Source organism: Rhodococcus sp. SORGH_AS_0301 (genome assembly GCF_030818285.1).
GTDB lineage: Bacteria > Actinomycetota > Actinomycetes > Mycobacteriales > Mycobacteriaceae > Rhodococcoides.
In genome coordinates this window covers 1,835,687-1,858,134 of sequence record NZ_JAUTAC010000002.1, presented here as the reverse complement: position 1 = coordinate 1,858,134, position 22,448 = coordinate 1,835,687, and the positions used below count along the sequence as shown (strand labels likewise).

The window sequence follows — 22,448 nt, the reverse complement described above, 5'->3', positions numbered from 1 at the left end:
GATCTCCCCGTGGTCCAGGACCCCCCGACAGACCTCGCCGCCGGCGTCGCTGCCGAGCTGGTGGCCGGTGTCGGAGCGGACGATCAGGACTCCGCGACGGACGAGTCCGAGCTGGACGAGATCCTGCCGACCCTGCGCAGCCCGATTCTCGTCGCGGCGTTCGAGGGATGGAACGACGCGGGCGACGCCGCGAGCGGCGCGGTGGAGCATCTCGAACTGATCTGGGACGCGACGCCCCTGGCCGAGCTCGACTCCGAGGACTACTACGACTACCAGGTCAACCGCCCGACGGTCCGACAGGTGGACGGTGTGACGCGCGAGATCGAGTGGCCGTCGACGAGGTTGTCGGTGTGTTCGCCTCCCGGCAGCGACCGCGACGTCGTGCTGCTGCGCGGTATCGAGCCCAACATGCGGTGGCGGAGCTTCTGCGACGACCTGCTCGAGTTCATCGACCAGCTCGGGGTCGAGACGGTCGTGATTCTCGGCGCACTGCTCGCCGACACGCCCCACACCCGGCCCGTTCCCGTGACCGGCACCGCGTACAGCACCGAGTCGGCGGAGCAGTTCAACCTCGAGCAGACCCGGTACGAGGGCCCGACCGGCATCACCGGTGTTCTGCAGGACGAGTGCGTCAAAGCGGGGATTCCGGCAGTGTCCCTGTGGGCGGCGGTCCCGCACTACGTGTCCCAGCCGCCGAACCCCAAGGCCACCGTCGCCCTGCTCCAGCGTGTCGAGGACGTCCTCGACATCGAGGTGCCGCTCGGCGAGCTGCCGTCCCAGGCGGAGGACTGGGAGGAGTCGGTCACCGAGATGACCAAGGACGACGACGAGATCGCCGAGTACGTCCGCACCCTCGAGGAGCGCGGCGACGCCGAGGTCGACATGTCCGAGGCCGTCTCCAAGGTGGACGGCGATGCGCTGGCCGCCGAGTTCGAGCGCTACCTGCGCCGACGCGGGCCGGGCAGCTTCGGGCTGTGACGCGCGCTCGTCACCGGTGAGCGCACGACTCGCACGGCTCCGCATCGGCGCTCTGTACGCCGGTGGCTTCCTCGGCCCGTTCGGCGGCGGAGTGGTGTCCTCGATGCTGCCCGAGATGGGCGCGGATCTGGGGGTGTCCACCGGGTCGGCGGCATCGACTCTCAGCGCGTACCTGTTTCCGTTCGCTCTGGCCATGCTGGTGTCGGGCACTCTCGGCGCGCGATGGGGCCGGGTGCGCACCGTGCGCCTCGCCTACCTGCTCTACGTCGTCTCCTCGCTCCTGTGTGCGGTCGCGCCCACGCTCGACCTGTTGCTGGGTGCGCGCGCACTGCAGGGTATCGGCAATTCCTTCACGACGCCGCTGCTCCTCGCGTCACTGGCGGCCGTCACTCCCCGCGAGCGCCTGGGACGGGTGCTGGGTACCTTCGGCGCCCTGCAGGCGGCGGGTCAGACCAGTGCGCCGCTGGTCGGTGGCCTGGCCGCCGAGTTCGACTGGCGGTACGCGTTCGTCGTGCTGGCCGTCGTCGCCGCGATCCTCGGGCTGGTCGGGCTCCCCGCGGCCACCGCGCCGTCCACCCCCGGCGGTCGTCCCGAACGGTTGCGCGACGCTCTCACCGTCCCGGTCCTCCGCGTGGCAGTGGTCGCGCTCCTCGGCTGGGGCGCCCTCGGGGGACTCAACTTCCTCGTCGCCTTCCGCGCGGAGGACACGTTCGGTCTGTCCTCCACACAGCGCGGACTGCTGCTGACCGTGTTCGGGGTCGCCGGAATCCTGGTGGCACGACGCGTCGGTGGACTGATCGACCGCATCGGTCCACGTCGAGCGATCGTCGGCGCAGCTCCTGTCGGCGCAGTCCTCATCGCCCTCGCCGGCACCATGCCCAGCCTGGTGGTCGTCGGCCTCGTCTGGGCGGCAGCGGGTGTGGCCAGCCAGTTCATCCTCGTCGGCGTCAACGCCGCTGTCCTCGGCTCGTCGGGGGCGAACCGCGGCGGCGCCGTGTCGGTCGTCCAGTCGTTCCGGTTCTCCGGGGCGGCCTTCGCTCCTCTCGCGCTCACCCCGCTGTACGGGGTGCACCCGACGCTGGCGTTCGTCATCCCCGCCGTTCTGTTGGCAGTCGTCGCGCCGCTGGTGATGACCGGGCCGAAGACCTGACAGCGCGCCGGTCGCGCTCGAGAGTGAATGATGACGCCGCCGTAACACGAGCGCAGCAGTGCCGTCACCGCGTGCACGGACAGTCGACCCATGGCCAGCACTCCGAAGTTCATCCAAGGCGTCTTTCCCTTCGTCGGGCACGGCCTGGGCAAGTCCGAGCTTCTCGACGCCGCCACGGCGTACACCGTTCCGTCGGGCCTGACCGCCCAGCCGCTCTACTTCCGCGGCGGTAACTCCTCCGACGAACTGGTCGTCGTCACGCTCACGCGCGACGGAGAGTCGATGCGCGTGTTCCCGATGGGCGCGAAGGCGAGCGTCAACGTTCCGCTACGCGTCGTCGAGGACGTCGATCCCGACTCGGTCCTCGAGCTCACCGTCGCGGCGCCCGACGGCTGCAGCGGCGAGGTCGTCGTCGATTTCGGGATGATGATTTTCTGATGTCGGCTGCAGGGGAACGGCACCGCCTGCTCGTCGTCGGCAACGGAATGGCGGGGGCTCGCACCGTCGAGGAGATCCTCGGCCGCGACCCCGACAAGTTCGACGTCACGATGATCGGCGACGAACCGTACGGCAACTACAACCGCATCATGCTCTCGCACGTGCTCTCCGGCGAGTCGTCCATCGACGACGACGATCTGATGCTCAACCCCATGGCCTGGTACCGGGAGAACGGCGTCACCCTCCACGTCGGTGACCGGGCGGTCGCGCTGGACCGATTCGCCAAGAACGTGACATGCGAGAGCGGGCGAGTCGTCCCGTACGACACCGTGATCATCGCGACCGGGAGCACGACGTTCTTTCCCAACATGGACGGACTTCGAGAGGCCGACGGCAGACTGGCGCGCGGCGTCTTCGGTTTCCGGACGATCGAGGACACCAACGGGATGCTGCAGATGGCGTCCTCCCGCGACGGCATCCGCGCCGTCGTCATCGGTGGCGGACTGCTGGGACTCGAAGCCGCCTACGGTTTGCGCACTCAAGGCATCGACGTCGACGTCGTGCACTCCCCCGGTCACCTGATGAACCAGCAGCTCGACGAACGTGGTGGACGCGTGCTGCGCAACAAGATCGAGGACCTCGGCGTCGGCGTGTACACGTCCAAGCGCACCACGGCTGTGTTGCGGGACGAGAGCGGTGCCGTCACCGGGGTCGCGTTCAACGACGGTTCCACCCTGCCCGCGGACATGATCGTCGTGACGGCCGGTATCCGCCCCAACGTAGACCTCGCGCGGCGTGCCGGACTGGTGATCGAGCGCGGCATCGTCGTCGACGATCAGATGCGGTGCGAGGACGAGGGAGCGATCCACGCAGTCGGAGAATGCTGCCAGCATCGCGGTGAGGTGTACGGCCTCGTGGCTCCCTTGTGGGAGCAGGCGTCGGTCCTGGCCGACGTGCTGACCGGTGCGAATCCGGCTGCGGCTTATCATGGTTCGCGACTGACGACGAAGCTCAAGGTCGCGGGCATCGACGTTGCGGCGATGGGCGTCAAGGGTCCCGAGCGGGACACCGACGAGTTCGTGCAGTTCTACGAACCCCGCAGCGGCACCTACAAGTCGGTGGTCGTGCGCGACAACAAGCTGATCGGCGCGATGCTGCTGGGCGACATCAGCAAGGTGAGCTTCCTGACTCAGGCGTTCGACGAGAAGGTACCGCTTCCCGACGAGCGCATCAGCATGCTGTTCGACATGGGCACGCCGAGCGCGGAGACCGGCGCCGCCGAACTGTCCGACGATGTCCAGGTGTGCAACTGCAACGGGGTCACGAAGGGCGACATCGTCGCCTGCGTGCACGGCGGGGCCACCACCGTCTCCGAGGTCGTGGGAAAGACCCGTGCGGGCAAGGGATGCGGATCCTGCAAGGGCCTGGTCGCCGACATCGTCGCCTGCGCCGCCGGTGGAGCGCTCGCGGTCGATCCCGCGGCGGACTGGTACGTCCCCTGTATCCCGATGTCCAAGCCCGAGCTGATCGAGGCCGTCCGCTCGCAGAACCTCCGGTCCGTCTCCGCAGTCTTCGATGCGTTGGCCGACGCCGAGGACGCGACCGCGAAGATGCCGCTGGCCTCGCTGCTGCGCGTGGTCTGGGGACCCGACTGGGTCGACGAGCGAGGCGCGCTGTTCATCAACGACCGCGTTCACGCCAACATCCAGCGAGACGGCACCTTCTCCGTCGTGCCGCAGATGAAGGGCGGCGTGACCACCCCGGACCAGTTGCGGCGCATCGCCGATGTGGCCGACAAGTACGGGGTCCCGCTGGTCAAGGTCACCGGTGGACAGCGCATCGATCTTCTCGGCATCAAGAAGGAGGACCTGCCGAAGGTGTGGGGCGATCTCGACATGCCGTCCGGGTTCGCGTACGGCAAGAGCATGCGCACCGTGAAGACCTGTGTCGGCAGCGATTTCTGCCGTTTCGGGCTCGGTGACTCCACCGCACTCGGCATCGCGATCGAGGAACGGTTCCAGGGTCTCGAAACTCCCGCAAAGCTCAAGCTGGCCGTGGCCGGATGCCCCCGCAACTGCTCCGAGGCGCTCTGCAAGGACTTCGGTGTGGTGGCCGTCGGCGACGGCCGCTGGGAGATCTACATCGGCGGCGCGGCCGGCGCACACATCCGCAAGGGCGACGTCCTCGCCACGGTCGACTCCCCCGAGGAGGTCCTGACCCTCGCGGGCCGATTCATCCAGTACTACCGCGAGGAGGCGAAGTGGCTTGAGCGGACCTACGCCTTCGTCCCGCGGGTCGGCCTCGAGACGTTGCAGCGACTGCTCGTCGACGACGCCGAGGGTCTCTGTGCAGGACTCGACGAGCGCATCCAGATATCCATCGACGGCTACACCGATCCGTGGAAGGAACGCGCGGCGCCGCGGTCACCGGCCCAGTTCGCGCCCTCCCTCCCGCTTCTCCCGCTGCCTCAGGTGCCGGTTCGATGACGACGGCACAGGCGACCGTGGTGGGAACCGTCGACGATCTCACCCCCGGCGAGGGCCGGACCTACGTGGTCGACGGACGACAGATCGCCGTCTTCCTCCTGACCGACGGGACGGTCCGCGCCATGGACGCGGTGTGCCCCCATCGCGGCGGGCCGCTGGCGGACGGGCAGATCGACGGGGCCGTCGTCGTGTGTCCACTGCACCAGTACCAGTTCTCCCTGGACACCGGCCGGTGCACCACCGACGGCATCGGAACGGTCGCGACCCACCGTGCCGACGTCGTCGACGGGCAGGTGGCTGTCCGACTGTCCTGACCGCCTACCCTGTTGCAGTGACCGAATCCGCCGACTCCTTCGTGGTGGACGACAGGCTCCGGCTCTTCTCGTTCGCGACAGCCGAGAAACGGGCCGACTACCTGCGGGTTCTGCGCGCTTTCGAACATGCACGCACCGGCTACGTCGTTCTTCTGCACGCCGGCGAGGTGGCCGAGATCCTGGCCCGCACCGACGGCGGCGACACTCTGACCGGCGTCGAGATCGGCCCGCTGCTCGAACAGTTGCACACGTGGGGCGTCCTCGAACGCAGCTACGACGGCACCCGCGCGGCCACGCTCGCCGAGTACCGCAATCGCCACTACGTCTACCAGTTCGGTCAGGTCGGCTACCAGGCATACCGCGCCGTCGAGGACGTCCTGGCCGCCCGCCCCGAGGACGCCTCGCTCTCGCGTCTGGTGCTGCCCGAGCTGCTCGCCGACCTGGAGGATCTCGCGGCGGCGAACCTCGCCGGGGACGCCGAGCTGGTGTACCGCAAACTCGATCGGCTCGACACCGCTCTCAACGACATGGCCACACGCGCCGCGCACTTCTACCTGTCGCTGGGCGACCTCGTCCGCACCACGGACGTCACACCCGAGTCGTTCCTGGCACACAAGGACGCATTGCTCTCCCACATGCGGGAGTTCTCCCTCGACCTCGCCCGCTTCGGCCCCAAGCTCACCGCCGCCATAGAGCGGGTGGATGCCACCGGACTCGACTCGCTGCTCGACCGGGTGGCAGCCAGTGACGAACGCGTCTTCCTCAGCCGCGAGGAGCGCCGCGCCGACTGGGCGGGCCGGTGGACCGGTCTCGTGCACTGGTTCACCTCCACCGACGGCGAGCTCACCGAGTCGGATCGTCTGCGGGAGGGCACCATGAGCGCCATCGCCGCCGTGCTGTCGCTGCTGCGCCGCGTCACCGAGACCCGCAGGGGCGGAGTCAGTCGCGAGTCCCAGCTGCGACATCTCGCCGGGTGGTTCGCGTCCGCTCCCTCCGAGGAGTCCGCCCACGCCCTGTTCGGTGCCGTGTTCGGCCTCGGCCGGCCTCGTCACCTGTCGATGGTCCACCCCGACGACGACATCATTCCCACCACGCGATCGTGGTGGGACGCTCCGCCTGTCGAGATCTCGCGCACGCTCGCCGAGACCGGTCGGCCCCCCGCCGCCGGTGCTCCTGCCAGGGTCCACCGCAACGACGCCGGTGTCCGGCGTCTGCGCGAGGAACAGCTGAGCGTGCAGCGTCGCCGCGCTCAGGCCGCGCGATCACTCGCCGAACACGGGGTGTACGAACGGGATCTGACCAACGAGGAGACCGACGTGCTGCTCGGGCTGCTCAACGCCGCCCTCACCGCACGCGTCCCGGTCAGCGGCCGCGTGGGCAGCTCGACCGGCTCCGAGGGTGGCGTCACCCTGACACTGGCACCGCACGAGCAGTCCACCGTGGTGCGCACCGAACGCGGTCTACTGCACCTCGAACGGCTGTCACTCACCATCGGCGCGCGGCGATGAGAGCACGCACCATTCCGAGCCTGGCACTCGACTCGTACCAGCGCGCCGCCCGAGTCGTGTTGTCCCACCACCTGATCACCCGCACCTACCCGGACCGCATCGCCCTGCCCCTGGTTCGCCGATGGGCCACGGAACTGCGCGAGGACATGCTCGATCTCTTCGGATACCGACTCGAGGTCACGGAGACCACGGCCCGGCTCTACCCCGTACTCGACCGGTTGGACGCGAGTCGACCGGCCCGCACGACCTCCGACCGCGTCTTCGACCGTCGCCGCTACGCATTCCTGGCGCTCACCCTGGCGGCACTCGGTCGCGCGGGTGACCAGATCACGTTGTCCGAGTTGGCGGTTCAGGTCGCCTCCGATGCCGGACGGGTGGTCGGGGTCGACCTCGACACCGAACGCGCGACCGACCGGGACGCCTTCGTCGACGCCGTCGGCTGGTTGTCCGTTCGCGGTGCGATCACCCTGGCCGACGGCGATGCCGGCGGGTGGGCGCACAACCCCGACGCGGGAGAGGCCTTGTACGACATCGACCGCTCCGTCGTCGTGGCCCTGTTTCGTCCACCGCGCGCGCTCCAGCATCTGCGCAGCACGGCACACCTGCTGCACAGCACCACGGACGACCCGGCCGATCGCGCTCGCCGTGCCCGCCGTGCGCTCGTCGAGCAGCCCGTGGTCCACGGCCCCGACTCGGTGCCGGACGACCGGTCCGTCGAGGATGTCCGGCTGCTGACCGGACTGTCCGTCGAACGCCGGGCGGAGGGCATCGCGCTCATCGACACGTCGGGACGCCTGTCGGACATCAGGTTTCCGTCCACCGGCACGGTCGCGCAGGTCGCCCTTCTCCTCGCCGGTGAGATCGCGGAGCGGGTACTCGATCCCGATGCCGACGATCGGACCATGCTCGAGGCGGACATCGACCCTACCGACGCGCTGCTCGCGGCCCTCGACAGCGCGATCCCGGACGGCGGCGTCGTGGACGACCTGGTCGACGACTCTGTCGCCCCGGACACGGTGGAGGCGTCGGACGAGACGATCCGGCACCCGTTCGTCGCGGACTCCTGGCTCGACGAGACCGTCGGCGCCCTCGTCGACGCCTACGGCCGCACCTTCGCCGCTCAGTGGCAGGCGGACCGTGCCGGTGTTCGCGCGGCCGCTGTCGCACTCCTGACGAACCTCACTCTGGTGGCACCGGTACGCGGGGGCATCGTCGCGTTGCCGGCCCTGGCGCGCTATCGGGGAGTGGTCGTCACCGTCCGAGAACAGGCGTCCGCCGGCCTCTTTCCCACCGATCACACGAGCACCCTCGAGGAGCACACCCCGTGACGCGCAGCACCCGATTCCGGCCCACGCGCGCCGGCATCATCAACCTCTGGGACTACCGCGATCAGGAGTTCTCGTTCGCCGACGGTCGGCTGGTGTTGCGTGGCCCCAACGGATCCGGCAAGACCAAGGCACTCGAGGTGCTGTTCCCGTTCGTGTTCGACGGCCGGATCGAGCCGCGTCGCCTCAACCCGTTCGCGGGTGAGGAACGCACCATGAAGTCCAATCTGCTCTACCGCGGCCAGGATTCGGCGCACTCGTACGTGTGGATGGAGTTCGCACGTGGCGATCGGGACGAGCCCGAAGCGGTGACCGTCGGCATCGGCATGCGTGCGACACGGTCGGCGGACAAGGTGACGCGCTGGTACTTCGTCGCCGACGGCCGCGTGGGCGTCGACTTCTCGCTGCTGGGCACCGACGACAGGCCGCTGACGAAGAAGCAACTGGCCGAGCAGATCGGGACCGACGCCATCGTCGATCGGCCGGTGGACTACCGCGCCGCCATCGACGCGCGACTGTTCGGTCTCGGCGCCGAGCGGTACGACCAGCTCATCACCCTGATTCTCACGCTGCGACGCCCGCAGTTGGCGAAGAACCTCGACCCGAAGGGCTTGTCCCGTGCGCTGTCCGACGGACTGCGCCCCCTCGACGAGCACCTCGTCCTCGAGGCGGCGCGCTCCTTCAGCGACATGGAGGAGGTGGGCCGCGCCCTCGAGGGACTGGTGCAGGCCGACCACGCGTCGAAGAGGTTCGTCGAGGTCTACTCGAAGTACCTTGCCGTCCAGGCGCGCACCGACGTCGATCAGGTCGGTCGACGTCTCGAGGCCGTCGACCACGCCACCGTCGCCCTCTTCGCCGCCAAGGGCTTGCGTGAACGACGACGGGTCGAGCGCGTCGAGGCGGAGAAGCGGTACGAGGCAGCCGAGCGCGCACTCGATCTCGCCGTCGCCGACCAGCAGACCTTGCAACGGTCCACCGCCTACGAGGGCAAGCAGCAGCTCGACGATCTCGCGGATGCGGTCCGCAAGCTCGAGGTGTCCACCGTGCAGCAGCGCGACAAGGCTCGCAAGGCGACGGAGGCCGTCGACGTCCGGCGACGAGAGGCAGACGAGGCCGCAGTGGCGCTGCGGGAGTCGACCGCGTCGATCGTCCGCGCCGAGGACGAGCTCCTCGCGGCCGCCGAGGACGCCGGCATCGCCTGGACGCCACTCCCCCGCGACGCCCGTACCGACCAGATCACGGCAGCGGTACGCGGTCATGCCGAGGAGCGGGACGGGGACGTCCGGGCCGTGCGTGCCGCGCTGTCCGTCGTCGACCGTGCCACCACCGAGCGTGCCCGTACCGAACGGGCCGCCGACCGCGCCCACACACTGCACGACGCCGCGGTGGCCTCCGTCCGCGAGGCCGAGGCCGCCGTCGAGTCGTCCCGTGCCGCGACAGCGGAATCGCTGCGCGCGTGGTGGGCCACGCACGCCTCGGTGCTGGACGACGGCGAGATCTTCGAGTCGTTGCACACCGCGCTCGCACGCATCGGTGAGGACGACGCACCCACGCTCGGCGAGGTACTCGGCGACGGAGTTCGCGAGCTGCTCGACACGGTGCGGGACCGACGGAGTGCTGCACTGCAGGACCGGGACGACGCGGCGCGCACCATCGCCGAGTCGACGGCCGAGCGCGCGTCGGTCGCCGCCGAGCACGACGACGCTCCCCCGGCGCTGCGCACCCGTACCGGCGACCGTGCGGGTCTCGACGGCGCACCGTTCTGGACACTCGTCCGCTTCGCCGACGACGTCAGCGCCGACGATGCCGCGGACCTCGAGGCCGCGCTCGACGCGGCCACCCTGCTGGACGCGTGGGTCGCCGACACGGCTCCGACGGGGCTCGTCTCGGATCAGTACCTGACCGCCACCACACCGGTGAGCGGGCGATCGCTGGCCGACGTCCTCGTCGTCGAGGACGACATCCCCGTGCAGCACAGCACCGTGCGGGCGATCCTCGACTCGATCGCTCTGGACGACGTGGGCAGTTCTGTGGGGGTCGGACGGGACGGGAGCTTCGCGCACGGTCTCGTGCGCGGCGCGCACCACAAGGACGCCGCCGAGTACATCGGCGCGACGGCACGAGCTGCACGGCGCACGTCCCGCATCGCGGAGATCGACGAGGCCCTCGAGGTGGCCACCGCGCGGCGCGACGAGGCCGATCGAGTCGCCGAGCAGTGTCGAGAACGTCTCGACTCGATCCGCGCCGCCGTCTCGACGGTTCCTCGTACGTCGGAGGTCACCGCGGCGCTCCGAGCGGTCACGTCGGCCGCCGGCGCTCTCCGATCGACGACCGAGTCGGTCGCGTCCGCCGACCGAGAACTGGACCACGCGATCGCCGAACTGTCTGCCGCCGAACGACGTCTGCGGACGGACGCCGTCGCGCGGCGGGCTCCGTTCACGCCGCGAGACCTCGACGCGCTCGCGGCGGCGATCCGCCACTTCGAGAACACCGGTTCCGCCATCCTGCGCCACCGCGGCGACGCGGACCGGTCCGCCGAGCGCGACCGGGAAGCTGCCGGGCGCCTCGACGAGGCCATGATTCTGGCCGAGGAGTACGCGGAGGAAGCGGCCATCGCCGAATCCGACTACGAGCAACAGCACGCCAAGTTGGAGATGCTGCGGGACTCGCTCGGTGCGAGCGCCGAGAAGATCGATGCCGAACTCGACGTGATCAGGATGCGCATCGAGGCGTGCAAGACCGAGCAGCGCGCCGCCACGAAGGCGGACCGTGAATCGGGCGAGGCCATCGGCAAGGCGGAGGGCGCGCACGAGACGGCCGTCGCCGGACTGACGACCGCGTTGACCGAAGCGCTCAGCGACGCCGCGCGACTGGCTCCCTACGCGCACCGCGATCTGCTGGCGGTGCTCGGTGCGGCGCGCGACTGCTCCTGGCCGGCGAGCGACGCGGCCTGGTCGACGGTCGAGCAACTGCTCTACCGAACCGACACGGCTGCCGGGCCAGACGAGGCCCCGGACGTGCTGCCCCCGGAAGTGCACCGACTGCACACCGAGCTGACCGAGGCGACGGCGCAGGTCAAGGTCAGCGATGCGAGCCGCCGCTCCACACGCAGCGCGCTGACGGCGGCGTTGCAGGAGTTCGACGCTCAGCTGGCCGCGTCGGGTCAGGATTTCCGGCTCAGTTGGGACGCGGCCGACGGGGTCACGGTGGTGCGGGTGCAGGACGAGCAGGGCCACTCCACCATCGCCGACTTCGCGGATCGCATCGACGCGGCACGACGCGACCAGGAGACGCTGCTCACCGATGCCGAGCGCCGTATCCTTGAGGACGCTCTGCTCACCGGCCTGGCGCAGCAGATCCACGAGCGCACGGTCGACGCCCGCGAACTGATCGCCCGTATGGGATCGGAGATGAAGCAGCGCCGCATGTCGTCGGGCAACACCATCGGCGTGCACTGGGTGCTCGCGGACAACCTCGACGACAGCACCCGTGCCGTGTCGAAGCTGCTCGAGCGGGACGCCTCCGCGCTCGGACCCGAGGAACTGGCCGAGATGCGTGTGCACTTCGCGGCACAGATCCGGACGGCGCGGGCGCAGCATCCTGAGCGCTCGTACCCCGAGATCCTCAGTGCCGCACTGGACTACCGGCAGTGGCGCGTCTTCGCGTTCACGCTCATCTCCGGTGACGGCTCCGAGGACAGGCTCACCGTCGCACGCCACAGTGCGCTCTCGGGCGGCGAGCAGTCGGTGTCGCTGCACCTCCCGCTCTTCGCGGCGGCGCACGTGATGCTGTCGTCCGCGGACCCGCACTCACCGCGGTTGCTCGCACTGGACGAGGCGTTCGCGGGTGTCGACGACAACGGTCGCAGCGAACTCCTCGGTCTCAGTGTGCAGTTCGACCTGGACCTCTTCATGACGGGCTACGACCTCTGGATCACCTACCGCGACGTGCCAGGGTGCGCCCACTACGACCTCGCGCACTCGACGGTCGAGAACACCGTCAGCGCAGCGCTTCTCGTGTGGGAGAACGGGGAGTTGCTCGCGGAGCACGACGGGTCGGACCTGGCGGCGGCACTGGGCTCGCCGTTGAGCCGCCGCGTCGACCTCCCCGCGGAGGGTGGGCTGGACTTCGCCGAGGTGTGATGGTGGGTGTTCTGCTCCTCTCGTGACCCCATTCGAGCGGGAACCCGCTTGAAAGCTGGGCGAGCGGAGCAGAACCATCACCGCCGCGCGTGCCGACGACGTCGTACCTCCGCGACGATCTCGTCGGCGACGGCACCGGGATCCTTCAGCACGTCGAACGCGGCATACCGCAGAACTCGCAGATCGCCGAGGATCAGAACGTTCTGCCGTCGCCTGTCGTGGCGAAACACCTTCGGTGCACTGTGGAATGCGTACCCGTCCACCTCCACCACCAGGTTGGCGAGCTCGTCGTAGAAGTCCACCACGAACGCACCCACCCGGACATTGGTCTGCATGCGGAGATGTCGCCGAATCAGCTCACGCCCGAGAACTCGCTCGGGCTCGGAGGCGAAGCCGCGCGCAGCGGTGTCGACGAGGCGCCGCGCACGGATGTGCCCGCGCCGGCCAGGTAGTGCGTCGAGGAGCGCGCGAACGCGGTTCTCGTCGACCTCGTGCACCAGAGCGTCGTCCACGAGCCGCTCGGCAGCGGCATCGCTCAGCACCGCCGCGCAGTCGATGAGGGTCTGCTCCCGAGTGGTGACCGGCAACCCCAGCACCTCGTCGCAGGCACCCTGCCTGCGTCTGTGCACCGTCAACCATTCAGGTGCCCGTGGCCTTGCGAATTCGCCGACCAGAGCGTGAACACCGGACGGTTCGCCGATCCACCCGTACAGCCGGGCAGCACTCGTATGACTCAGCAACGCGTCGGGGCGCCACAGAGTCACGGCCAGGCAGCGGTCGAACCAGGCGGGCTCCTCCTGGCAGAAGACTCCGGGCAGCACGCGGTGGAAGCGTCGACGAATTGTCGTGGCGGACATTCCGGCACCGGTCAACTGGGCGAGGGTCGACACTCGAGTGACGGGCACAGCATCGACGATGGCCCATCGCGGACACTGCCCGATGACGGCGATCTGCGGCGATGGTCGACCCCGGGGACGGACGGCTACCTGTGGATGTGGAGTTTCTGCTCCGCTCGAGCGCCGAATCGGCGGGATCCCGCTAGATATCGCACCGAGAGGAGCAAAAACACCACTCCCGACGAGCTAGAGCTTCACACCCAGCAGCGCGTCCACCGCCAGCGACACCAGCCCCGGCGCCGCGGGGTCGGAGCCGCCGAGCGTCACGGCGTCGTGTGCCCACGCATCGATCGCGTCGAGTGCCTTGGCGGAGTCGAGATCGTCGGCCAGGTGCTGGCGCACGCGGGCGACGGTGTCCTCGGCGGACTGTGCCGACTCGAGCGCCACGGCCTTGCGCCACAACGCGAGTCGGTCCTGCGCAGCGGCGAGGATCTCATCGGTCCAGGTGCGGTCCTGCCGGTAGTGGCCGGCGAGGAGACCGAGGCGGATGGCACCGGGATCGACGCCCGCAGCGGTGAGCTTCGAGACCAGGACGAGATTGCCCAGCGACTTGGACATCTTCTCGCCGTCGAGGCCGATCATGCCGGTGTGCACGTAGTGTCGCGCGAAACGGTCTGCGCCCGTGAGCGATTCGGCGTGAGCCGCGGAGAATTCGTGGTGCGGGAAGATGAGGTCACTGCCGCCACCCTGCACGTCGAAGCCGGATCCGATGCGGTTCAACGCGATCGCCGCGCACTCGATGTGCCAGCCGGGGCGCCCCGGACCGAACGGCGAGGGCCACGACGGCTCGCCCGGACGCTCGGCCTTCCAGACGAGGGCGTCGAGAGGGTCGCGCTTGCCGGGGCGGTCGGGATCTCCGCCGCGCTCGGCGAAGAAGGTGTCCATCGTCGCCCGGTCGTACCCGGACTCGTAGCCGAACTGCTCGGTGGCGTCCGCGCGGAAGTACACGTCGGGGTACTCGGCGTCGTCCACCACGTAGGCAGCGCCCGAGGCGACGAGCTTCTCGACGAGCTCCACGACCTCGGTCACGGACTCGACCGCGCCGATGTAGTCGCGCGGCGGGATGACGCGGAGCGCGGTCATGTCCGACCGGAAGAGGTCGGTCTCGCGCTGTCCGAGCGACACCCAGTCGTCGCCGTCGCGTGCCGCGCGCTCGAAGAGCGGGTCGTCGACGTCGGTGACGTTCTGGACGTAGTGCACGTCGTGGCCGGCGTCGCGCCAGACCCGGTTGACGAGGTCGAACGTCAGGTAGGTGGCCGCATGGCCCAGGTGCGTCGCGTCGTACGGGGTGATGCCGCAGACGTACATGGTGGCGGTCGAACCGGGCGCGACGGGACGCACGGCGCGATCGGCCGTGTCGTACAAACGGAGCGGCGGGCCCTCGCCCGGCACGCTGGGAACGTCCACTTCGGGCCACGACTGCATGGGTGAAGACTATCCGGTCGGGCCGGAGCCGCCGCCGCGTGCCCGGTCTAGAACGCGGGCCAGGGAATGGGCCTGCTGGAGTCGGGCGCCGGCATGACCGGTTCCGCGAGCAACCGCGACACGCGACCGGCCAGCGCCTCGATCTCCTCGTCGGTGATGTGTGGCGCGAGGGTGTCCCCGAAGGCACCGCGCAGGTCGCGGGAGAAGTCGACGAGGTCGGCCACCAGAGCGGCGTCGACGGGTCGACCGGCCCACCCCCACAGCACGGTCCGCAGCTTGTTCTGCCGGTGCAGGGCGATGCCGTGGTCCACGCCGTACACGGAGCCGTCGAGTGCCTCGAGCACGTGTCCGCCCTTGCGGTCGGCGTTGTTGATGACGACGTCGAGAACAGCCATCCGGTGCAGCCGCGGATCGTCCGCGTGCACCAGTGCCACCTCGTCGCCGGCATCGTCGTAGGCCCGGAGCACGGGGATGTAGGACGAGGGCACGAGGTCGGGGCGGCAGAGGTCCACCATGTCGTAGCCCTCGCCCTTCTCGGGGAGGCGCTCGACGGTGTCGATCCACCGCTGCACCATGCCGACACCGAGCGGACCGTCCCGTAGCACGGTCGTGGGCACGACGCCCCAGCCCAGTGCGTCGGAGATCAGGTAGGACGAGATCTCGCGGCCCGCCAGCGTGCCGTCGGGGAAGTCCCACAACGGCTGTTCCCCGCGCACCGGCTTGTAGACACATCGCAGTGCCGGCGCCGGATCCTCACGCTCGATCTCGCACACGAGCGTCGCGTTGGACGCCTGCACCACGCGACCGACGATGGTCATCTCGCCGTGCGCGAGCAGGTCCGTGTCGTCGTCGGTCCAGGGCGCGGTGGCGTCGCCGGCGGAGGTCAGGACTCGTCCCCGAACTCGGTGGTGTCGCTTCCCAGCACGGTGCCGCGCCGGTACCCGTTGGTCCGCACGCACATGTGACCACCGGGCGCGAGGGGCTCACCGCAGAGCGGGCACGGGGGCCGACCGGCAGCGATGACGCGCTCGCTGCGCGCGGCGAACTCACGGGCCTGCTCCGGACTCAGGAACACCCGCACGGCGTCCGGACCCTCGTCCGTGTCGTCGAGCACCACCGACTCGTCGATCTCGGTCTCGGTGATGGCGAGCAGCTCCACCACGACGGCGCCGGCGTCGGCGTCCCAGCCCAGACCCATGGTCCCGACCCGGAACTCGGCGTCCACGGGCATCACCAGTGGGTCGACGTCGCTCGGATCGGCTTCCTCGGGTGGCACATCGGTACCGAAGCGCCTCGCCACCTCGTCGAGCAGGAGCCCGACACGGTCGGCCAGGACCTGAACCTGCTGCTTCTCGAGCGCCACCGACACCACTCGGGCGTCGTGCACTGCCTGGAGGTAGAAGGATCGATCGCCGGGCTCACCCACCGTTCCGGCGACGAACCGGTCGGGGGTGCGAAAGACGTGAATCGCGCGTGGCATATCTGCACCTCCAAAGATCGCGCCGCCGAACTGCCGCGGCTGTGACTCCCATTATCCGCGTGTTGTCACTGTCCGGTGGAACCACCGGGGACGGCGTCCGATTCCGACGCGGTCGGAGCCTGGTCGGACGGGGCCTCGGCAGTGGTGTCCGTCTCGGCGGGCGGCGTCGGAACGAACTGCGTCAGATCCCCACCGAGATCGCCGAGACGATGGACGAACGGCCGCGTCTCGGTGTACCGGACGACACTGATCGACGCCGGGTCCACCACGATGCGCTGGAACTGGTCCAGGTGCGACCCCAGAGCATCGGCCAGGACGGACTTGATGACGTCGCCGTGCGAACAGGCCACCCACAGCACGTCGGCGCCGTGCTCGGCGGCGAGCCGCGCGTCGATCTCACGGATCGCGCGCACCGCCCTGATCTGCACGTCGGCGAGGCTCTCACCCCCGGGGAAGACGGCAGCGGACGGGTGCTGCTGCACCACCTTCCACAGCGGCTCCCCCACGAGATCCTTGATCGGCTTGCCGGTCCACTCGCCGTAGTCGACCTCGAGCAGCCGATCCTCCACGACGGGTTCGAGCTCGCGCGCCGCAGCGAGAGGCGCGATCGTCTGTTCGCACCGGAGCAACGGTGATCGCACGATCGCCGCGAGCGGAAGCACCTCGAGACGGGCGACGACACGCTCCGCCTGCTCCCGACCGAGATCGTCGAGTTCCACGCCGTCCGACCTGCCCGCGAGCGTGCCGGCCGTGTTGGACGTCGAGCGTCCGTGGCGCAGAAGTATGACCGTCATGACCTCAGCCTAGTGAGACGCGAGGGGCGCCCGGCGTCGCGGTGGCATCAGTTCGCTGCGACGACACCTGTGGCGAGGAGGCCGAGAACCGCGACGCCGACGACGATGCGGTACCCGACGAACCAGTACAGCGAGTGGTTCTCGACGAAGCGCAGCAACCAGGCGATGGAGGCGTACCCCAGTACGAAGGCCACGAGCGTCGCCACGACGAGCTGGGAACCCGATGCCTGCAGACCTTCGCCCGCCGGTTCGAAGGCATCCGGCAAGGAGAAGAGTCCGGACGCGGTGACGGCCGGGATCGCGAGCAGGAACGAGAAGCGGACTGCGGCGGCACGCGTCAGCCCCATGAACAGACCGGCACTCGTGGTGGCGCCGGATCGGGACACGCCCGGGATGAGCGCGAGACACTGCGCCGCGCCCATGACGAGGCCGTCGCGGGTGGTGAGCTTCTCGATCGGTCGCGTCTGTCGGCCGACCTTCTCCGCGACGGCGATGACCACGGCGAACACGATGAGCAGCGTCGCGATGATCCACAGGTTGCGCGCACCCGTCCGGATCGCGTCCTTGAAGACGAAGCCGAGCACCCCGATCGGGATGGTGGCGAAGATGACGTACCACCCCATGCGGTAGTCCAGCGTGTCGCGCTGGGACTTGTCGGCGATACCGCGGAACCACGCCGCGACGATGCGCCCGATGTCGCGGGCGAAGTAGAGCAGGACCGCGGCCTCGGTACCGAGCTGCGTCACCGCGGTGAACGACGCGCCGGCGTCGTCACCGAAGAAGACCTCGGAGACGATGCGCAGGTGTGCAGAGGAGGAGATGGGGAGGAACTCGGTCAACCCCTGCACGGCGCCGAGCACGAGGGCCTGCACCCAGGACATCGATTCCGCGATCATCGCTGCTCTCCTGCCGTCCGATTCCGCGGCGCGCAGACGCCACCGACGAGGTTTCCTGTCGAAGTCACGAGGCACGACCGTACTAGGGTCGTGCCTCGACCACCGTGTCGGCAGGACGAGACACGGACGGAACACGGCGAAACGGATGCACTGCCTTCATGAAGCACAGAACGGTCGGGAGCAGCGGGCTGCGGGTGTCACGCCTGGGGCTCGGAACGGGTGAATGGGGACGCGGAGTCGACGGTGACGACGCCGCGGCGCAGGTGACGGCGTTCGTCGACGCGGGCGGGACCCTCGTCGACGCGTCCGCCTCGTATGGAGACGGACGCGCGGTGCGGGTGTTGGCCGAAATCGTCGACGACGTGGTTCCGCGCGGTGAGCTGGTTCTCAGCATCGATTCCGGCGTCTCGCGTCCGGACACCTCGGGGCACTGGACCGTCGACTGCTCGCGGCGCGCGCTCCTCGCAGACCTGGACAGGACACTGCGCGAGCTCGGCACCGATCACCTCGATCTGTGGAGCGTCGGCGCGTGGGATCCGCAGACCCCTCTCGGTGAGGTGGCGGCGACTCTGGAGCACGCGGTCTCGTCCGGGCGGGTCCGCTACGCGGGTGTTCGCGGCTTCACGGCGTGGCAGCTGGCCACCGTGTCGGCGTCCGTCGACATCACCGCGGCGCAGGCGGAGTACTCCCTGCTCGCGCGCGGCGCCGAGGACGAGCTGTTCCCCGCGGCCGACCACCACGGCGTGGGCGTTCTCGCTGTGTCGGCTCTGGCGGGCGGCGTGCTCACGGGCAAGTACCGGGACGGTGTGCCCGCGGATTCACGCGGCGCGGACGATCACCGACGCCACGCGCTCGCACCCTTCCTCGGTGAGGACGGCGGGAAGGTGGTCGAGGCTGTCCTCACGGCGGCCGACGGTCTGGGCACGTCGCCACTCGCGGTGGCTCTGGCGTGGGCCCGAGATCGCCCCGGTGTCGCGTCGGTCGTGGTCGGGACGCGGGACATCGGTCAGCTGACGGGTGTGTTGGCCGCCGAGGAGGTCGCGCTTCCGTCGGCCATCACCTCCGCGCTGGACGACGTCAGTTCCTGACCGTCACTTCGGGTCGATCGCGTTGCCCAGCCGCCCGAGCAGCGATCGCAGGAGTGTGGTGTCGGGCGGCTGCGGCGAGTCGAGCGGACGGACGTCGGCGACCGCGTCCCGGACCGCGGCGACGATCGAGCGCTCGTCCGAGAGGTCGACGTCCGTGACATCGCGCTCCGCGACCGCGTCGACGTCGAGATCGTCGGGAACGGCCTGCGCCAGGTCGGAGCGGTAGACCTCCACGCGCAACGACTTACCGCGTACCCGGAAGGCGAAGCTCCGCCCGTCCGGAGTGGACCCGAACCCGTGGGCGTGCGCCCCCACCGACACGTCCTCCACCGAGAACTCCGTATTGCTCGGCCCCGTCATGCGCCCTCCCTCGCTCTCTCTCGTCGACAGGCACTCGTCGAAACGTACAGACGCGTCATGGTGGACACATCCCTCCCCTGTGCTCGCGCCGGGACGGCGAGATGATCGGATGAGAGAAGACCTGAAGGAGAATCACCCCCATGGCACCCCGACCGACCAGTGCCCAGTCGGCACGACGCAGCAGTACCCGTTTCGTCCTTCTCGGCCTCGCCCTGGTGACGACGGTCACAGCAGGATGCGCGAACTCCGACGATCCGGAGCAGCTGAACACGCGTGAGCCGGAGGTCGCCGCGGTGTCCCCCGACACGACCGTCACGCCGGCGGGCGTCACGGCCGACCCGCGCTTCGGCGGTCCGGCCACCGTCGACGGCCTCGCGATCGAGCCTCGCGACCGGATCGCCGGGATCCTCACCGACGACGGTACGACGCTGCTGCTGACCCCGCTCGACTCGGAGGATAATCCGCGCTCGGTGCGACTCTCCGCACCCGGCACATCCGTCTCCGCCGGCAGGGACGGCGAACTGTTGGTCACGTCGTCGTCGGGCATCAGCCGGGTGGACGCGCAGTCCGGTGAGGCGACCGACGTCGCGATCGACGGCGGCGCCGCCTCGGTGACGCCGTGGGACGACGGGTACGCCGTCGGGACGCCGACCGGAACCGTCGTGATCACGGGAGCCGACGGCGCGGTCGAGAGCACCATCCCCGGTCAGGCGTCGGTCGACGGTCTCGTACGCACCGGAGACGATCTGGTGTCCCTGGACACCCGGCAGACGTCGGTGACGTCCGTGAACGTCGGTGCCGAACGTCTCGGCGCCGCGCTGCGCGCAGGCGACGGGGCCACCCGCATGACCGGATGCGCCGACGGTGCCGTCGTGGTCGCCGACACGACCGACGACGAACTGCTCGTCTTCACGGGCGACCCCGATCTGATCATGCGACAGCGCTACCCCGTCGCCGGTTCCCCGTTCGCCGTCGCGTGCGAGGACGACGGCACCGTGTGGGTGACCGTGACCGCACTGAACGAGGTGGTGGGATTTGACATCACCTCCGGAATTCCTGTCGAGTCGGCACGGTTCCCCACAGTGCGCCAGCCCGACTCGCTCGCCGTGGACTCGCAGTCCGGCGAACTTTTCGTAGGCTCGAACAGTGGCGCCGGGGTCCAGGTGATCCCGACCCGGGCGTGAGTGCCCGCGAGGACGAGAGCGAGATCCGTGAACCGGAACAACCGTGCGATGCCCGTCGGCTGGGAGACCCAGTCGGACGACTGGGAGTACGTGCCCATCAAGCTGCCGCCGGACGTCACCCGAGTGACGGCCTCGATGCGGCTGGCCATCTCCGCCGAGTTCGGTGGGTGGGAGCTCTCCCGGGTCCGGCTGTACACCGACGGCAGCAGGCGAGTACTTCTCAAACGACGCAAGACCGCGCACCACGTGCCCGATCCCGGTCTCTGACCGAGTGGCGGCGCCGCACCACCGACGAGATTCCCCGACGAGAGGTTTCCAGGCTGTGAGCCCGTACCGGCTGCTGCTCCGCGCGATGTTCCTGCTCCCTCCGGAACGCATTCATCACCTCGCATTCGCGGCGATGGTCGCGGTGACTCGATTCGCGCCCCTGCGTGCGCTGGTCTCGCGCGTGCTCTCGGTCCGAGATCCGGCACTGCGGACGACCGCCTTCGGCGTGACGTTTCCCACCCCGGTCGGGCTGGCCGCCGGTTTCGACAAGACCGGTGAGGGTGTCGACGCGTGGGGTCCGCTGGGGTTCGGTTTCGCGGAGGTCGGCACCGTGACCGCGCAGGCGCAACCCGGAAACCCACAGCCTCGACTCTTCCGGCTTCCCGCCGACCGAGGCCTGCTCAACCGCATGGGTTTCAACAATCCGGGTGCTGCGGCGGTGGCCGAGCGTCTGCGCGGACGACGCGGGGACATCCCGGTCGGCGCCAACATCGGCAAGACCAAGGTGGTTCCCGCGGCGGACGCCGCGATCGACTACACGGAGAGTGCGCGGCTGCTCGGCCCGCTGTCGGACTTCGTCGTGGTCAACGTGAGTTCGCCGAACACCCCCGGACTGCGGGATCTGCAGGCGGTGGAATCGCTGCGGCCTCTGCTGGCCGCCGTGGCGAGCGTCGTGACGGTGCCCGTCCTGGTGAAGATCGCGCCCGACCTGTCGGACGACGACGTCGACGCGGTGGCAGACCTGGCCATGGAGCTGGGATCCGCCGGCATCGTGGCGACCAACACGACCATCGGGCGCGACGGGCTGCGGACGGCCGGGGCCGCGGATCTCGGAGCGGGTGGCGTCTCCGGCCCGTACGTCGCGGACCGATCACTCGAGGTGCTGCGCCGACTGCGTGCACGCGTCGGGGACTCGATGACGCTGATCTCGGTCGGCGGTGTCGAGACCGCCGACGACGCGTGGGAACGCATCCTCGCCGGTGCCACCCTCGTGCAGGGGTACACCGGCTTCGTCTACGGCGGTCCGTTCTGGGCGCGTCGCGTCGCCGTCGGCCTGGCTCGACGAGCCCGGGCCGCGGGATTCGCCTCGGTGGCCGACGCGGTCGGCACGGAGACTGTCCCGCGGCCCGGGCCGCGCTGACTCGGTTCTCGTCAGCTCTGCTCGTACGTGCCCACGATGACGGCACGCGCGATGGCGTGACTGAAGAGGTTGAATCCGAGGTACGCCGGTGACGCACTCTCGTCGATCTCGAGCTTCTCGACGTCGACGGCGTGTACCGCCACGAAGTAGCGGTGCGGTCCGTGCCCCTGCGGGGGTGCGGCACCGATGAACCGGGCCAGGCCCGCGTCGTTGCGCAGCGTGATCGCGTCGTTCGGCAACCCGGTGGAGCTGTCGTCGCCCGCTCCGGTGACCAGGGTGGTGGTCGAGACGGGGATGTTCGCCACCGCCCAGTGCCAGAAACCGGACGCCGTCGGCGCATCGGGGTCGTAGACGGTGACGGCGAAGCTCTTGGTCTCCTCCGGGAAACCCGACCACGAGAGCTGCGGCGAGTTGTCGTGGCCGCCCGCGCCCATGATGCCGCTGACCTGGTCCTCGTGGAGCGGCTGACCGTCGGTGACGTTGTCCGACGTGAGCTCGAACGACGGCAGCGACGGCAGTGCGGCGTAGGGATCGTGTGACATGAGGTCCTCTCGGGAGATATGGGTTCGGGGGTTG

The 22,448-nt window shown here is 69.5% G+C and carries 20 protein-coding genes; 12 read left to right on the top strand and 8 right to left on the bottom strand.

What is annotated here, in order from left to right; genetic code table 11:
• Positions 1 to 111: 111 nt before the first annotated feature.
• The 8 genes from QE397_RS09380 to QE397_RS09345 all read left to right on the top strand — a co-directional run bounded on the left by QE397_RS09380 (position 112) and on the right by QE397_RS09345 (position 12,341).
• Positions 112 to 978, top strand: coding sequence for a PAC2 family protein (locus QE397_RS09380; protein WP_197027772.1), 867 nt, complete (start codon positions 112 to 114; stop codon positions 976 to 978).
• A gap of 16 nt (positions 979 to 994) precedes the next feature.
• Positions 995 to 2,128 carry an MFS transporter gene (locus QE397_RS09375; RefSeq protein WP_285184871.1) on the top strand — a complete coding sequence of 378 codons (1,134 nt, stop codon included), beginning with the start codon at positions 995 to 997 and terminating at the stop codon, positions 2,126 to 2,128.
• A gap of 90 nt (positions 2,129 to 2,218) precedes the next feature.
• Positions 2,219 to 2,566, top strand: a complete 348-nt coding sequence (locus QE397_RS09370; protein ID WP_042572487.1) for a hypothetical protein — start codon at positions 2,219 to 2,221, stop codon at positions 2,564 to 2,566.
• Positions 2,566 to 5,052: a nitrite reductase large subunit NirB gene (gene nirB / locus QE397_RS09365; protein WP_307092993.1), complete on the top strand. Its 2,487-nt coding sequence runs from the start codon at positions 2,566 to 2,568 to the stop codon at positions 5,050 to 5,052. The genes QE397_RS09370 and nirB overlap by 1 nt, the downstream gene beginning before the upstream one ends.
• Entirely contained in the window at positions 5,049 to 5,366 is a 318-nt protein-coding gene (locus tag QE397_RS09360) for a Rieske 2Fe-2S domain-containing protein (protein WP_056444601.1), read from the top strand. The genes nirB and QE397_RS09360 overlap by 4 nt, the downstream gene beginning before the upstream one ends.
• A gap of 17 nt (positions 5,367 to 5,383) precedes the next feature.
• Positions 5,384 to 6,874: a TIGR02677 family protein gene (locus tag QE397_RS09355; RefSeq protein ID WP_307092990.1), complete on the top strand. Its 1,491-nt coding sequence runs from the start codon at positions 5,384 to 5,386 to the stop codon at positions 6,872 to 6,874.
• Positions 6,871 to 8,202: a DUF2398 family protein gene (locus QE397_RS09350; protein WP_307092987.1), complete on the top strand. Its 1,332-nt coding sequence runs from the start codon at positions 6,871 to 6,873 to the stop codon at positions 8,200 to 8,202. Before QE397_RS09355 ends, QE397_RS09350 begins: the two co-directional genes overlap by 4 nt.
• On the top strand, positions 8,199 to 12,341 hold the full coding sequence (locus QE397_RS09345; RefSeq protein ID WP_307092985.1) for a TIGR02680 family protein: 4,143 nt from the start codon (positions 8,199 to 8,201) through the stop codon (positions 12,339 to 12,341). Before QE397_RS09350 ends, QE397_RS09345 begins: the two co-directional genes overlap by 4 nt.
• A 77-nt stretch (positions 12,342 to 12,418) precedes the next feature.
• On the opposite strand, the gene QE397_RS09340 is transcribed toward QE397_RS09345, so the two are convergent.
• The 6 genes from QE397_RS09340 to QE397_RS09315 all read right to left on the bottom strand — a co-directional run bounded on the left by QE397_RS09340 (position 12,419) and on the right by QE397_RS09315 (position 17,829).
• The gene (locus tag QE397_RS09340) at positions 12,419 to 13,246 is read right to left on the bottom strand and encodes a DUF559 domain-containing protein (protein ID WP_307092983.1); all 828 of its coding nucleotides are present in this window, start codon (positions 13,244 to 13,246) and stop codon (positions 12,419 to 12,421) included.
• 177 nt (positions 13,247 to 13,423) lie between these two features.
• Entirely contained in the window at positions 13,424 to 14,662 is a 1,239-nt protein-coding gene (gene mshC / locus QE397_RS09335) for a cysteine--1-D-myo-inosityl 2-amino-2-deoxy-alpha-D-glucopyranoside ligase (protein WP_027505337.1), read from the bottom strand.
• Between the two features lie 47 nt (positions 14,663 to 14,709).
• Positions 14,710 to 15,549, bottom strand: coding sequence for an SCO1664 family protein (locus tag QE397_RS09330; RefSeq protein ID WP_373425285.1), 840 nt, complete (start codon positions 15,547 to 15,549; stop codon positions 14,710 to 14,712).
• On the bottom strand, positions 15,546 to 16,142 hold the full coding sequence (locus QE397_RS09325) for a DUF3090 domain-containing protein (RefSeq protein ID WP_027505335.1): 597 nt from the start codon (positions 16,140 to 16,142) through the stop codon (positions 15,546 to 15,548). Before QE397_RS09325 ends, QE397_RS09330 begins: the two co-directional genes overlap by 4 nt.
• A 65-nt stretch (positions 16,143 to 16,207) precedes the next feature.
• Positions 16,208 to 16,936: a histidine phosphatase family protein gene (locus tag QE397_RS09320; RefSeq protein WP_307092980.1), complete on the bottom strand. Its 729-nt coding sequence runs from the start codon at positions 16,934 to 16,936 to the stop codon at positions 16,208 to 16,210.
• Between the two features lie 47 nt (positions 16,937 to 16,983).
• Positions 16,984 to 17,829, bottom strand: coding sequence for an undecaprenyl-diphosphate phosphatase (locus QE397_RS09315; RefSeq protein WP_027505333.1), 846 nt, complete (start codon positions 17,827 to 17,829; stop codon positions 16,984 to 16,986).
• A 161-nt stretch (positions 17,830 to 17,990) separates the two neighbouring features.
• Between QE397_RS09315 and QE397_RS09310 the strand changes: the two genes are divergently transcribed.
• The gene (locus QE397_RS09310) at positions 17,991 to 18,920 is read left to right on the top strand and encodes an aldo/keto reductase (RefSeq protein ID WP_307092978.1); all 930 of its coding nucleotides are present in this window, start codon (positions 17,991 to 17,993) and stop codon (positions 18,918 to 18,920) included.
• 3 nt (positions 18,921 to 18,923) lie between these two features.
• Here the strand turns inward: QE397_RS09310 and QE397_RS09305 are convergent, their stop codons facing one another.
• A complete protein-coding gene (locus QE397_RS09305) occupies positions 18,924 to 19,280 on the bottom strand; it encodes a hypothetical protein (RefSeq protein WP_056444616.1) in 357 nt (118 codons plus the stop codon).
• Positions 19,281 to 19,420: 140 nt separating this feature from the next.
• Between QE397_RS09305 and QE397_RS09300 the strand changes: the two genes are divergently transcribed.
• From QE397_RS09300 to QE397_RS09290, 3 genes are read left to right on the top strand one after another with little or no spacing between them, the layout of a single operon-like run.
• Complete coding sequence (locus QE397_RS09300) at positions 19,421 to 20,464, top strand: hypothetical protein (RefSeq protein WP_307092973.1); 1,044 nt, start codon at positions 19,421 to 19,423, stop codon at positions 20,462 to 20,464.
• Positions 20,465 to 20,512: 48 nt separating this feature from the next.
• Positions 20,513 to 20,731: a DUF5703 family protein gene (locus QE397_RS09295; RefSeq protein WP_037185612.1), complete on the top strand. Its 219-nt coding sequence runs from the start codon at positions 20,513 to 20,515 to the stop codon at positions 20,729 to 20,731.
• 55 nt (positions 20,732 to 20,786) lie between these two features.
• Entirely contained in the window at positions 20,787 to 21,872 is a 1,086-nt protein-coding gene (locus QE397_RS09290) for a quinone-dependent dihydroorotate dehydrogenase (RefSeq protein ID WP_307092970.1), read from the top strand.
• Between the two features lie 11 nt (positions 21,873 to 21,883).
• Here QE397_RS09290 and QE397_RS09285 read toward each other — a convergent pair whose 3' ends face one another.
• The gene (locus QE397_RS09285) at positions 21,884 to 22,414 is read right to left on the bottom strand and encodes a YbhB/YbcL family Raf kinase inhibitor-like protein (protein WP_027505328.1); all 531 of its coding nucleotides are present in this window, start codon (positions 22,412 to 22,414) and stop codon (positions 21,884 to 21,886) included.
• Between the last annotated feature and the right edge of the window lie 34 nt (positions 22,415 to 22,448).

Bases quoted from the DNA above. Each gene is read 5' to 3' on its own strand.
- QE397_RS09370 (WP_042572487.1), top strand. From the start codon at position 2,219: ATGGCCAGCACTCCGAAGTTCATCCAAGGCGTCTTTCCCTTCGTCGGG.
- nirB (WP_307092993.1), top strand. From the start codon at position 2,566: ATGTCGGCTGCAGGGGAACGGCACCGCCTGCTCGTCGTCGGCAACGGA.
- QE397_RS09360 (WP_056444601.1), top strand. From the start codon at position 5,049: ATGACGACGGCACAGGCGACCGTGGTGGGAACCGTCGACGATCTCACC.
- QE397_RS09350 (WP_307092987.1), top strand. From the start codon at position 6,871: ATGAGAGCACGCACCATTCCGAGCCTGGCACTCGACTCGTACCAGCGC.
- mshC (WP_027505337.1), bottom strand. From the start codon at position 14,662: ATGCAGTCGTGGCCCGAAGTGGACGTTCCCAGCGTGCCGGGCGAGGGC.
- QE397_RS09325 (WP_027505335.1), bottom strand. From the start codon at position 16,142: ATGCCACGCGCGATTCACGTCTTTCGCACCCCCGACCGGTTCGTCGCC.
- QE397_RS09320 (WP_307092980.1), bottom strand. From the start codon at position 16,936: ATGACGGTCATACTTCTGCGCCACGGACGCTCGACGTCCAACACGGCC.
- QE397_RS09310 (WP_307092978.1), top strand. From the start codon at position 17,991: ATGAAGCACAGAACGGTCGGGAGCAGCGGGCTGCGGGTGTCACGCCTG.
- QE397_RS09305 (WP_056444616.1), bottom strand. From the start codon at position 19,280: ATGACGGGGCCGAGCAATACGGAGTTCTCGGTGGAGGACGTGTCGGTG.
- QE397_RS09300 (WP_307092973.1), top strand. From the start codon at position 19,421: ATGGCACCCCGACCGACCAGTGCCCAGTCGGCACGACGCAGCAGTACC.
- QE397_RS09295 (WP_037185612.1), top strand. From the start codon at position 20,513: ATGCCCGTCGGCTGGGAGACCCAGTCGGACGACTGGGAGTACGTGCCC.
- QE397_RS09285 (WP_027505328.1), bottom strand. From the start codon at position 22,414: ATGTCACACGATCCCTACGCCGCACTGCCGTCGCTGCCGTCGTTCGAG.